This window comes from Streptomyces sp. NPDC047515 (genome assembly GCF_040643055.1).
In the GTDB taxonomy this organism is placed as follows: Bacteria; Actinomycetota; Actinomycetes; order Streptomycetales; family Streptomycetaceae; genus Streptomyces.
Genome location: NZ_JBEYTM010000014.1, coordinates 1 through 12531 on the forward strand (window position 1 = coordinate 1; position 12531 = coordinate 12531).

The 12531-nt window shown below is 67.8% G+C and carries 9 protein-coding genes; 6 read left to right on the forward strand and 3 right to left on the reverse strand.

Translation table 11 applies throughout. From position 1 onward, the window contains the following. Positions 1 to 208 precede the first annotated feature (208 nt). Complete coding sequence (locus tag ABZ826_RS14430) at positions 209 to 1684, reverse strand: hypothetical protein (protein WP_361446972.1); 1476 nt, start codon at positions 1682 to 1684, stop codon at positions 209 to 211. Positions 1685 to 2109: 425 nt separating this feature from the next. On the opposite strand from ABZ826_RS14430, the gene ABZ826_RS14435 reads away from it, so the two are divergent. Next, positions 2110 to 2769 (forward strand): bifunctional DNA primase/polymerase, encoded by a 660-nt coding sequence (locus ABZ826_RS14435; protein ID WP_361446974.1) that lies wholly within the window; start codon positions 2110 to 2112, stop codon positions 2767 to 2769. A 154-nt stretch (positions 2770 to 2923) separates the two neighbouring features. On the opposite strand, the gene ftsY is transcribed toward ABZ826_RS14435, so the two are convergent. Next, positions 2924 to 4135, reverse strand: a complete 1212-nt coding sequence (gene ftsY / locus ABZ826_RS14440; RefSeq protein ID WP_361446976.1) for a signal recognition particle-docking protein FtsY — start codon at positions 4133 to 4135, stop codon at positions 2924 to 2926. A gap of 277 nt (positions 4136 to 4412) precedes the next feature. Between ftsY and ABZ826_RS14445 the strand changes: the two genes are divergently transcribed. From ABZ826_RS14445 to ABZ826_RS14455, 3 genes are read left to right on the forward strand one after another with little or no spacing between them, the layout of a single operon-like run. Then, positions 4413 to 5528, forward strand: coding sequence for a tyrosine-type recombinase/integrase (locus ABZ826_RS14445; protein ID WP_361446978.1), 1116 nt, complete (start codon positions 4413 to 4415; stop codon positions 5526 to 5528). Beyond that, positions 5525 to 5860, forward strand: a complete 336-nt coding sequence (locus tag ABZ826_RS14450; RefSeq protein ID WP_361446980.1) for a helix-turn-helix transcriptional regulator — start codon at positions 5525 to 5527, stop codon at positions 5858 to 5860. Before ABZ826_RS14445 ends, ABZ826_RS14450 begins: the two co-directional genes overlap by 4 nt. 1 nt (position 5861) lies before the next feature. Further along, positions 5862 to 7337 carry a hypothetical protein gene (locus ABZ826_RS14455; RefSeq protein WP_361446982.1) on the forward strand — a complete coding sequence of 492 codons (1476 nt, stop codon included), beginning with the start codon at positions 5862 to 5864 and terminating at the stop codon, positions 7335 to 7337. A 122-nt stretch (positions 7338 to 7459) separates the two neighbouring features. On the opposite strand, the gene ABZ826_RS14460 is transcribed toward ABZ826_RS14455, so the two are convergent. Then, positions 7460 to 8023 (reverse strand): hypothetical protein, encoded by a 564-nt coding sequence (locus ABZ826_RS14460; RefSeq protein ID WP_361446984.1) that lies wholly within the window; start codon positions 8021 to 8023, stop codon positions 7460 to 7462. 482 nt (positions 8024 to 8505) lie between these two features. Here ABZ826_RS14460 and ABZ826_RS14465 point away from each other — a divergent pair, with 482 nt between their 5' ends. Both ABZ826_RS14465 and ABZ826_RS14470 read left to right on the forward strand, forming a co-directional pair. Then, a complete protein-coding gene (locus ABZ826_RS14465) occupies positions 8506 to 10929 on the forward strand; it encodes a Tn3 family transposase (protein WP_361446986.1) in 2424 nt (807 codons plus the stop codon). A gap of 188 nt (positions 10930 to 11117) precedes the next feature. Beyond that, positions 11118 to 12524 carry an IS4 family transposase gene (locus tag ABZ826_RS14470; RefSeq protein ID WP_361446988.1) on the forward strand — a complete coding sequence of 469 codons (1407 nt, stop codon included), beginning with the start codon at positions 11118 to 11120 and terminating at the stop codon, positions 12522 to 12524. Positions 12525 to 12531 lie beyond the last annotated feature (7 nt).

Sequence of the window (12531 nt, forward strand, 5' to 3'; positions counted from 1 at the left end):
GAGTCGGATGGGGCCTCCCCTGCTCGAACGCAGCTGAGAGCTTGGGGAAGGAGCGTCGGCGACTGACGACAACGCCGGAGGCGGAGGTCCCGGACGCCGCGACGCCGCTGACAATCGCGGGCGAGGTCGTTAAGGCCTTGGGGGAGTGCGTGCCAGGGCGTGGCCGCCCGATCAGAGGCCGCCCGATCAGAGGCCGCCCGACAGGCTCTCAGACCGCCTCGGCGGTCTCGGGCAGTTGCTCGGTGAGCAACTCGGTGAGCTGGGCGACATCGGGAATGTCCCCGAAGTCCCTCGCTGCGGTGTCGACCGTCTTGCGGAGCCGGGTGTTGACGCGCTCGGAGCGGATCCTCTTGGCCACGCGCAGGGCCTGCTCGGCCAGCAGCGTGGACTGCTCGGGCTCGCGCTTGAGGAGATGGACGGTGGCGAGGCCGATCAGGTTGAGTGCGTACGACCGCTGGTGCTCGTCGTCCTCGCCGAAGAGCTGGACGGCCTTGCGCATGCGGGATTCGGCGAGCGTGGCGTGGGTGGGGCTGCGGCCCGCGACATAGGCGAGGTCGCGGAACGAATGGGAGTTCTCGCCGTTGAGCTCGGCCTCGGAGAAGAAGCGGATCCAGTCGGGCTCGGGCTCGCCGTCGATACCGGCGTCGAGAAAGGTGTCCTCGGCCATCCGGACGGCCCGTTTGCATTTGCTGGGCTGGCCCATATTGGCGTACGCGCGGGCCTCCATCGCATACAGCATGGCCTGGGTACGCGCGGTGGCGCAGTCCCGGCTGCCGTACTGCGCCAGGTGGATCAGTTCGAGCGCGTCGTCGGGCCGACCGAGATGGATCATCTGGCGGCTCATGCTGGACAGAACATACGAACCGAGCGGTTTGTCGCCGGCCTCTTTCGAGGCGTGGAGCGCGAGAACGAAGTACTTCTGGGCGGTGGGCTGGAGGCCGACGTCGTAGCTCATCCAGCCGGCCAGCTCCGCCAGTTCGGCCGCGCAGCGGAAGAGCCGCTTGGCGGTGGCGGCCGGCTGCGGTTCCTGCAGCAGATCGGTGACCTCGTGGAGTTGCCCGACGACGGCCTTGCGGCGCAGTCCGCCGCCGCACTGCGCGTCCCACTGGCGGAACATCGCGGTGGTGGACTCCAGCAGGTCGAGCTCGGGCCCGGAGAGCCGGGAGGGGCGGCGGTCCGCGACGGACGGCTCCGGCTCCGCCGGACCGGAGGCGGCGACGGGCACCAGCCAGCGCTGCATGGGTTCGATGAGGGCCGGCCCCGCGGCCAGGGCGAGCGAGGAGCCGAGGAACCCGCGCCGGGCGAGCATCAGATCGCTGCGGGAGAACTCACTGAGCAGGGCGACGGTCTGCGGGCCCGCCCAGGGCAGGTCGACACCAGACACGGACGGTGACTGGTGCGCCGAGCGCAGTCCGAGGTCCTCGATGGCGACGACGGAGCCGAAGCGCTCCGAGAAGAGCTCCGAGAGGATGCGCGGGATCGGCTCACGCGGCTGCTCGCCATCGAGCCAGCGCCGCACTCGGGAGGTGTCGGTGCTGATGTGGTGGGCGCCCATCTGGCGCGCCCGGCGGTTCACCTGCCGCGCGAGCTCGCCCTTCGACCAGCCGCTGCGCACGAACCATGAGCCCAACTGCTCATTGGGGCGCTTACCGGCATTCGAATCGCCTGCGCCGCTGCCACTCACTGGAACGCCCCCATCCGGCCGAAATGCTGTCGCGCGAACCTTTTTCAGAATGCCCTGGCCCAATGCCGCCCATACGGAGGTCGCGTGCAATGGAACAGGAAATCGGGTTGCCTCCGGCATACCCGTGGGCGCACATACTTCCATGGTTCGTGTACCGACGGTAATCCTACGATCACCACCCCGGCGAGGACGACGACAGAAACGCCACCATTCGCCACCCCTTCGGATGAACGCCACCCCCGCCCGGCGCGATTCACTTGACACACGACGATCGTCAGTGGGTGCAGTGATGCGCCTCGGAGCGCGCGACCGGCGTCGCGCGCCCCCGAATGCGCCGGGCGCACCACGGATCGAGAGAGGCGCCGGAGCGTCACGGCTCGGCTCCGCGTCGTAACCACCGGCGAGTCGGACCCGTTGGAGGGGGTATGGGCTTCACGATCGGCGGCATCCGTGAGATGCGCACCGGCTCACGGCGCCGCGGCCGTGCGGCCGAGTGCACGGCATTGGCCGAGTACACAGGACTGTGGGGCTGGGCCGTCGTGCCGGGGACGCGGGCCGCCTCGGGCCGCTGCTCGTGCGGGGAGCCGACGTGCCCCTCCCCCGGCGCCCATCCACTGGACTTGGCACCCGAGGTCCCCGCGGGTGCGAAGCTCGACGCGGCGGCGAAGGCCTGGGCCCGGGTTCCGGGCGCCTCGATGCTGCTGCCGGTGGGCCGCACCTTCGACATCCTCGACGTCGCCGAAGCGGCCGGGCGCCGGGCCCTGGTCCGCATGGAGCGGATGGGACTGCCGCTCGGCCCGGTCGCGGTGACGCCGTCCGGACGGGCACGGTTCTTCGTGGCCCCGGGGGCCGCCGCCGAGCTCCCGCAACTGCTGTACCGGATGGGCTGGGACGACGCGGGGCTCGATCTGCGGGCGCTGGGGCCCGGCTGCCACATCACCGCCCCGCCGTCCGACGAGGGCGGCCTCGGCCCGGTCCGGTGGCTGCGCCCGCCGGTGCTGGACACGGCGGCCGCGCCGCCGCAGGCACGGCTGCTGCTGGGCACGCTGGCGTACAGCTGCCATCGCACACCCCTCTGCGGCTGAACCACCTCTTCCACGAAGGCGGCGGCTCGCCGCCGGCGTCAGCGCGCCACAGCCGCTCCCAGGAACAGCCGCTGCCGAAAGCAGTCGCTCCTGGGAACGGAAGAGCCCGGCCGCAGCTGCCTCATGTGGTCGGGCTCCTCGTGTGCGTGCGGCGTCAGTCCCCGATCAGGGCGTCCACGAACGCCCCGGGCTCGAACGGAGCCAGATCGTCCGGCCCCTCGCCGAGACCGACCAGCTTCACCGGTACACCCAGTTCGCGCTGGACGGCGACGACGATGCCGCCCTTGGCGGTGCCGTCCAGCTTGGTGAGCACGATGCCGGTGATGTCGACGACCTCGGCGAACACCCGGGCCTGCACGAGGCCGTTCTGCCCGGTCGTGGCGTCGAGGACGAGCAGGATCTCGTCCAGCGGCCCGTGCTTCTCGACGACCCGCTTGACCTTGCCGAGCTCGTCCATCAGCCCGGTCTTGGTGTGCAGCCGTCCGGCGGTGTCGATGAGGACGACATCCGCGCCCTCGGCGATGCCTTCCTTCACCGCGTCGAAGGCGATCGACGCGGGGTCGCCGCCCTCGGGACCGCGCACGGTGCGGGCACCGACGCGCTCGCCCCAGGTCTGCAGCTGGTCGGCGGCGGCGGCCCGGAAGGTGTCGGCGGCGCCGAGCACGACACTGCGACCGTCGGCGACGAGCACCCGGGCCAGCTTGCCGGTGGTGGTGGTCTTGCCGGTTCCGTTGACGCCGACGACCATCACGACGCCGGGGGTGTCGACACCGCTCTCCGTCTTGACCTCGCGGTCGAAGTCCGTGCCCAGCAGGGTGAGGAGCTCCTCGCGCAGCAACGTGCGCAGCCCTTCGGGCGTACGGGTGCCGAGGACACGGACGCGTTCACGGAGCCGCTCCACCAGTTCCTGGGTGGGCGCGACGCCCACGTCGGCGGTGAGGAGCGTGTCCTCGATCTCCTCCCAGGTCTCCTCGTCGAGGTTGTCGCGGGACAGGAGCGTGAGCAGTCCCTTGCCGAGGGAGTTCTGCGAGCGGGCGAGCCGGGCACGCAGCCGTACCAGTCGGCCGGCGGTGGGCTCGGGCACTTCGAGGGCGGGGGCGACGGGCGCCTCCGGCCCGACGGCCTCGGGGACCTCCTCGACGGGAGCCTCGGCCGACGGGGGGCCGACCTCCTCGATGGGGCGGCGCGGTTCCTCGCGCGGCGTTTCGGCCTCCTCGCCGACATGAGGTTCGGCGGGAGGAGTGATGGTCGGCGTGCTCGACGGTGCCGGGGGCAGCTGCTTCTTCTTGCGGCCGCTGACCACGAGCCCGCTGATCACGCCGACCGCGACCAGGGCGATGACTACAGCAAGGATGACGAATTCCATAACGCACCCAGTATCAGTCACGAAAGATGGGGAATCGCAGAAGGTGCGAACCCGTGACGGTGCGCGTACGCGCAATCACGGCCCACCGGAGTCCGTCCGGCAGAACACCTCTGAGCTGCGTGTCTGGTGCAGTCGAGAGCGTTTATACACGTCAGCACAGGGCTACAGCCGCCCCTTCGGTCTCCATCCACACAATGTGGTGACCGCGCGTGTCCTTGCCCTGACCAGCGTCGTTCGCAGAACATGCGAATTTTTCGCGATCTATGCGAGGCGGCCCGTGGTGCCCAATGACGGATCGGCTCACCTGTATCTGGCGGCAGGTGTGCCCCTGCTTCACCCGGAGGACCAGGTCTTCCAGGCGATGCTGGACGGCTGGCGCAACCAGCAGCTGGCCCGCAATCTCAGCTTCGGCACGGTCGAGCAACGAGAAGCGCTCATCCGGCGCTTCCGGGCCTTCACCGGCGCCGACCCGTGGCTGTGGACGGCTGCGCACGTGGACGAGTTCACCACCGAGGCGCGAGGAGTCCGGCGGAATAGCCGCTCGACGGTGCTCGGCTACCAGACCGGGATCAGGCTCTTCATGGGCTACCTCACCGATCCTGCCTACGGCTGGTCGACCGAGTGCGAGACACGGTTCGGCACCCATCCCGTGCAGATCTGCCATGAGTGGAACACTGCCCGACACACCCAGGAAGCCCAGGCAGGGCCCGGCAAGCGAGCCCTCACTCACAACGAACTGCAGGCGCTGTTCGACCACGCCGACGAGCGCGCCGTGGCCGCGCAGTCCTCCGGCCGCAAGGGGTGGCTCACCGCCTTCCGCGATGCAACCTTGCTGAAGGTCGCATACAGCTGGGGCCTGCGCCGCAACGAGGTCCGACGCCTCGAACTGTGCGATCTGGGCAGCAACCCCAAGGCACCGGAGTTCGGCAGCTACGGCATCGTCCACGTCCGCTTCGGGAAGGCCATGCGCGGTTCACCGCCCAAACGGCGGGCCGTGCTGACGGTCCCCTTGTTCGACTGGGCGACGGACGCCCTCGGGCAGTGGGTCGAGGAGGTCCGCCCGTTGCTCGCAGAGGCAGACTCCCCCGCGCTCTGGCCCTCGGAGCGAGGATCGCTCCTGTGTCTCTCCTCCGTGACGTCCCTGTTCACGCGCTGCCGGCACGAGCTGGGGCTAGCGGAAGGACTGGACTTCCACTCGCTGCGGAGGTCGTACGTTTCCCACCTCATCGAGGCCGGCTACGACTCTCTGTTCGTGCAGCAGCAGGTCGGCCACGAACATGCGTCGACCACCACGATCTACACGCACGTTTCCCCCGATTACCGGGCCCGCACCGTGCGGGCTGCCCTGGATCGCATCGGGCACCGAGTGAGTGTGGGGGAGGTCGCTCCATGAACCGTTCGGTGACGTACTCCTGGCGTTTGCGGGAGATCATGGCCGCACGCGGCCTCAACAACATCTCCGACTTGATTCCGCTTCTCAAGGATCGGAGCATCGACCTGTCAGCCTCACAGATCTACCGCTTGGTCGGCCAACGACCGGAACGCCTGTCACTGGCCTTGCTCGGCGCCCTCTGTGACGCGCTGGAGTGCAACGTCGAGGACCTGTGCCGATTCGAAGTACAGACCACGCAGCAGCCCCGTCGAGCGGCCTCCGGCGGGCCCACGGTCATCGACCTGAACAGCACCATCCGCCCGCGACGGGCACGAGTACGACGGACTGATTGAGATGCCCCGCTGCAAGAAGCCCTGCGCACGCTGCGGCGTCATCAACGGCCGCTACGGCGTCGCCAAATGGCCCGAGGGATTCGTCTGCGGCCGCTGCTACTACCGTGCCATGCAGTGCCGCGGCGCCTGCCCAGCCTGCGGCGTCGAACGACTCCTGCCCGGCCTCGACACAGACCGCGTCCCCATCTGCCGCGATTGCGCGGGCATCCCCCGTGACTTCCACTGCACACGCTGTGGAGAAGAAGCCGACCGCGGCCGTCGAGGCCCCTGCCACCGCTGCTGCCTCCAGGACGACCTGGCAACCCTTCTCGATGACGGCACAGGCCAGATCGCGCCGCCGCTGCGTCCACTCGTCGATGCCTTGGTCACCCAGGATCGACCGGTCAGCGCCCGGCTATGGACCCGATTCCCACACGTCAAGACGCTTTTGCGCGGACTCGCGGACGGCAGTCTGCCCCTCGACCACGAGACCTTTGACAACTTCACCCCACGGCAGGCCGCAGAGCACACACGCGAACTTCTCGTCACTACCGGGATCCTGGCAGAACGTAACCGGGCCGAGGTGGAATTTCTACGCTGGCTGGAGTGGAAGACGCCGCAAATCGCCAACCCCGAGGATCAGCAGCTAATTCACCGCTTCGCCACCTGGCACCATCTACGGCGGCTGCGTGAGCTCGACGCCCGCGGGGCTGTCGCACCGACGACCGTGGCCCGGGCCCGCGCCGACGTCCGCGCCGGAGCCGACTTCCTGGCCTGGCTGCGGGAGCGCGGCCGCACCCCTATGACCTGTGCACAAGGGCACGTGGACGAATGGCTCGCCACCGGCACAGGTACCCGCCGCAGCGCGGCAACCTTCGTGCACTGGGCCGTTCGCACCCGCGTCATGGCCCCGGTCGACTTCCCCTGGATCCGCTCGGCAAAGCTCGATTCCATCGGCCAGACCAAGCGACTGCACTTCCTCCGACGCATCGCCGAAGACAGCTCTATCCGTCTCGAAACCCGAGTACTCGGGCTACTCGTCCTTCTCTTCGCTCAGCCAGTGACACGGATCTCACGCATGAGCATCGACGACATCGAGATCACCGATGAGGAGGTCATCGTTCACCTCACCGGTGGGGAACCCGTCCCTGTTCCCCACCCCTTTGACCAGCTCTTTCGCGACTACCTGCCGCAACGGCGCCACACGACAACTGCCCGCAACAACCGCACCCGCTGGCTCTTCCCCGGTGCCGTGCCTGGGCAGCCAATGGCATCCGCGACGCTCCACAAAGGCCTATGGGACAGCGGCATCCCCATCCGTCGCGGGCGAAACTCTGCCCTGCGAGATCTCGTCATGGAGATGCCACCGGCACTGGTAGCCAAGGCCCTCGGCTACAGCCCCCTCGCCACCGAACTGCATGCCGCGCAAGCAGGACACCCCTGGGCGGGTTACTCGACCATCCGCCGCCACAGCGGCAAGCAACTCCACATCTTCTGAGCGCACTGGCCCACGGCGACCTTGGGCTGCCACCCTTCAGCCAGATCGCCGCTCGCACGGCTACTGGGCAAACCCTGATCCGGGTCGGCGGGAGGCTGGACGCATACGCCGACTCCTGGGGTTTAAGCGTGGTTGATCAAGTCACTCAGGTCCTCGTATGCATGCCTGAGCGCGGCGAGGAGTTCCGCGATCGGTTCGCGTTGGTGGTGCTGACTCTTGGGCGGCAAGTTGGGGTGCGGGTACCAGGACGGCAAGTCGCTTGTCATGGCGGCGTGCAAATTGTCTACCTTGCCTTGGAATCCACAGTATTCTTCGTACCGAATGATGGCCGCGTACTCGAACCCTTCCTCATTGAGGCGCCAGTTGAGCCGGGTCTTGTCGCTCCGGGTGTAGTCGTCGATCTTGGCGTAGATGGTCATGCGGATGTTTCCGAAGACGTCTTCGTAGTCGACGTAGGCGGAGTGGGCGGCACGGGCAGCAGTGACGACACCGTCAATGCCCGCGCGGTCCTTGTTGACTTCAGACTTGCGTTCTTCCTTGCTAGCCAAACTGAGCAGGTAGTTGATGCGTCGCCGGAACGCTACAAACGCAGAGTGTTCGGCGCCATACTGCCCGGCCAGGGCGGTTCCCTTGCGGGCTACACCACCGAGGGCTGTGTAGGCGATTTCTTCAATCGGATTACTCACGGTGCCCTCGTTTCGGGCCGGACCATCAGCTCTCCAGCTGGGCACTGGAGTCGGAACCGACAGGCTCGACGTACGGCACACACCGTACACAAATCACACCCATGTCGCTACTCTCCGTAACTTTCTGCCGCGTTCCTGCGAACTTCTGCCGTGAACCCATGAATCCCTGCCGTTGTCTCGGGTGTCGAGCGGGCGATAGGCATGTGAGGCATGTGCCCCTCAATGCTCTGTGCCTGACGGATATCTACGGGTTCTTCAGGCAAGTACGGCATCTTCGCGGCGTGGGAGCCTCCCCGACGCTGCTTGTCACCGTCGAGCCTGAACCGTTCCCGTCCGCAGGGCGTCCATAGGGGTGTGACCGAGATACGCGCCAAAGGGGCAACAGGATGATCTTGAAGCCCTGAGTGCCCGTCGCCCGTCACCCATTCGGCTCAGTGTCGTTGGTGGTGATGCTGAGCGTCGTCTAGGGCCTGGGGTGGGTTGTGACATCGATTGAACGGACCGCGTATCCGCGGTTCAAGCGGCTGATCACCGCGCATGAGCTGCATCTGTTCTTCTCCCCGAGTCGCGATGAGTTGGAGTGGGCGGCTGATGCCACGGACTGCGATGAGCATCTGCTGGCCCTGCTGCTGATGCTGAAGTCGTACCGGCGTATGGGGTGTTTCCCGGCGCTGGAGGACGTCCCGGAGATGGTGGTGGACTTCGTCCGGCGGGCGGTGGAGCTGCCGGAGGGCACGCTGCCGGCATACCGGGCGGAGAGGACGGCCAAGCATCACCGTGGTCTGGTCCGCAAGCAAGCCGGCGTGACGTACGACCAGGCCAAGGCCCGGGGGATCGTCGAGCAGTCGATCCGCAAGGAGGCCGCGGCGAAGAACCGCCCGGCGGATCTGATCAACATCGCGTTGGAGAAGGTGGTGGAGGCCGGGCTGGAGCTGCCGGGGTTCTCCACCTTCGACAAGATGGCCTCGAAGATCCGCACCGAGGTGAACGCCTCGATCCGCAAGGGCATCCACGACCGCATGAGCGCCGCTCAGCGGGCAGGGCTCATGCGATTGCTGGAGGAACGCGACAGCGGCGGAACGACGCTGTTCAACCGGCTGAAGAAGCCCGCCAAGGGCCCGACCTGGTCGCACTTCAAGAACCTGACCAAGCGTCTGGAATGGCTGGACGGTCTCGGCGACACCGATGTGTGGATGGACGGCGTCGCCGCCGGGAAGATCACCGACTTCGCCGGGGAAGCGGACGCGGCGGACGCCTCGGAGCTGAGGGACTTCGTCCCAGTCAAACGCATCGCGCTGATCGCGGCCTTGACTCACAAGGCGAGGATGCGGGTGCGGGACGACCTCGCGACGATGTTCTGCAAGCGCGTGGCGACGAAGATCAAGAAGGCCAAGGCGGAACTGGAGGAGATCCGGCTCGCCGAGCGGGAGATCGTCGAGGCCCTGATCGGGAACTACCGCACCGTGCTCAAGCACATCGACGAGGGTGGCCCGGCCCAGGAGGCGCTTACGCAGGCCGCGGCCATGACCGTCGAAACCCGCCAGGCCCTGGAGGGCCTGGACGAGGAGGCATCGGCGGACGAGGTCACGAAGCGACTGGAGGGCAAGGTCTCCCCGGCAGTGATCGCCCTGATCAAGGCACAGATGGTGCAGGCCGGAGGGTTCGGCGCGGTCACGCAGGCGGTGGAGGGTTTCGGCGGGTTCGCCAAGCAGTATGAGCAGATCGAGAAGGTCTCCGCCCACCACGGCAACTTCTGGGAAGTCCTGCTGTACGGGCAGATCGGCCGGGACCGGGCGGTCATGTTCGACCTAGCCGGCGCCGAGAACCTGAAGTTCACCGCGACCAGCGAGGACAGCCGGGTGCTGGACGCGCTGGCACACGCCCAGCGGCACCAGGCGGCCCGCGGCGAGTACATCACCGCCTTCAACGAGGAGGGCAAGGAGGTCGACATCTCCTTCGCAACCCAGAACTGGCGCAAGGCCGTGATCGACAAGACCCGGACCGGGCAGTTCGTGCGCAAGCAATTCGAGGCAATGGTCTTCACCGCGCTGGCGGAGGAGCTGCGTACCGGCGACGTCGCAGTGGTCGGCTCGGAGGAGTACGCCGACTGGTCCGAGCAGCTGCTGGACTGGGAGGTCGTCCAGGAGACGCTGGGGACCTACCTGGTGGAGGTGGGCCTCGCCGAGCCGGGCGAGAGCGCCGAATTCGACGCGAAGCTCTTCCGCCGACAGCTGGAGGACAAGCTGCGGAACACTGCCGCGGCGGCGGACGCCGGGTACCCGGAGAACGAGGGCCTGGTCATCGACCCGGAGACGGGCATCCCGTCGCTGAAGGCGTACCGGGCCGACGGTCAGCGGCCCTCGGCGAAGCGGCTGGAGCAGGAGATCAAGGCACGGATGCCGGAGCGGTCCCTGATGGGGATCGTGGCGAGGACCGCGTACTGGGTGGAGTGGTGGCGCCGCTTCGGGCCGCCGTCGGGCAACGAGCCCAAGCTCACTGACCCCTTGGGCCGCTACGTGATCGTCACGTTCGTCAAGGGCACCAACATGGGCCCGTACGAGGCTGCGCGGCACATCCCCGGCGTGAGCGGGCACGAGCTGTCGTACGTCGCCAACAAGCACTTCTCGATCGTGCTGCTGAACGAGGCGGTTGCCGACCTGGTCAACGCACACGCCCGCCTGGACATCTCGCAGGCGTGGGGTGACGGGACCGCGGTGGCGGCGGACGGCACCCACATGGACACCTATCTCGACAACCTGCTCTCCGAGACGAGCGTCCGGTACGGCAAGCCGGGTGGCATTGCCTACCACCACGTCTCGGATACCTACATCGCGCTGTTCACGCACTTCATCCCGTGTGGCGTGTGTTATCTGGGGCGGCCGGAGGCCGTCCGCTACGCAGCATGAGTGATCTTTAGGGCGTGTCTCGGCGCTCTCGCGGACGGGGTATCCGGGGTGCGTACGTTACGGGACGTGACGACAACACCGTTGCGTTTGGCCCTTGAGCTGTAAGTCAAGCCCTGCCGAGCAGTGCAACGGGACCGCCTGATAGATCAACGATCGGCGAAGAAAGTCGATCAAGGTCAGGGGTCCCGTTGCAGGAGAAGTCTGTCATCACGTCCACGATCGAGACTGCCGGGGGTGTGTTCGCGCCGGGTCATCTGGGGGAGTTGACCCAGATCGTGGACTTCGCGCTGGTGGACGCGGTGCTGGAGGAGACCAGGACCGTCGAGCGGCGCCTGCGGCTGCTGCCGTCGCGGGTGGTGGTGTACTTCGTGCTCGCTCTCGCGTTGTTCGAGCACTGCTCGTACCGCGTGGTGTGGTCCAAGCTGACCGCCGCCCTGACGCCGCTGGCCCTGGTGCGTCCTGCGGTCTCCTCGTTGACGCGGGCCAGACGCAGGGTGGGGTCCGCGCCTCTGCGGGTGCTGTTCGAGACGCTCGCCGGGCCCGTCGCCCGTCCCGGGCAGGCCGGGTCCTTCTACCGGGGCCTGCGCACGGTCGCGGTGGACGGGACCCTGCTGCACACCCCCGACGACGAGACCCTCACCTGGCGCTACCCCAAACGGGCCGGAGAGACCCTGGAGTTCGGCTATCCGCTGCTGCGCCTGCTGGTGCTGGTGGAGTGCGGCACCCGCGCGGTCATAGCCGCCGCCTTCGGGCCGGAGTCCGAGGGCGAACTCCCCTATGCCAGACGGCTTCTGCCCGCACTGGACACGACGATGCTCCTGCTGGCCGACGCGGCCTTCGACGGCAACGAGTTCCTTGACGCCGTCCACCGCAGCGGGGCACGGTTCCTGGTCCGCTCCGGAGCCCGCCGTGTCCCCACCCCGGCCGGGCACCTGGGCGACGGCTCCTACCTCGCCCGCATCGGCTACGGCGTCCTGCCCAAACTGCTGCCGGTACGCGTCATCGAGGCCACCCTCACCGTCACCCTGGCCGACGGCACCGTGCGCACCGAGCAGTGGCGGCTGATCACCAACCTGCTGGACCCCGTCCGCTACCCGGCGACCGAACTCGTCGATCTCTATCACCGCAGGTGGGAAGCAGAAACCGCCTACTTTTCGATCAAGGCGACCATGCTCGACGGCCGCGTCCTGCGCTCCCGCAGTATCGACGGCCTCGACCAAGAGGTCTACGCCCTGCTCACCGCCTACCAGGCCCTGACACGCGCCGGCAACGACGTTCTCACGGGCCACCCGGAGATCCCCCACCAGCGGATCAGCTTCACTGTCACTCTCACCGCTGCCGCCGATACCGTCACCGCCGCCCGCGGAATCTTCCCCGAGACAGTCGCCAGCCTGGTCGGCGCGATCGGCCGGGCCGCCCTGGACAACCTCCTACCCGCCCACCGCCGTCAACGCGTCAAGGCCCGCACCCGCAAGAACCCCACCAGCAAGTACGGACCCAACGCCGGACAGCACCCCCAGCAAGCCCAGAACTACACCGTCCGCACCGAGATCGGATTCTTCGAGCACGGCCTCAGCAGCCGCTCAAGGCGCTAACGCAACG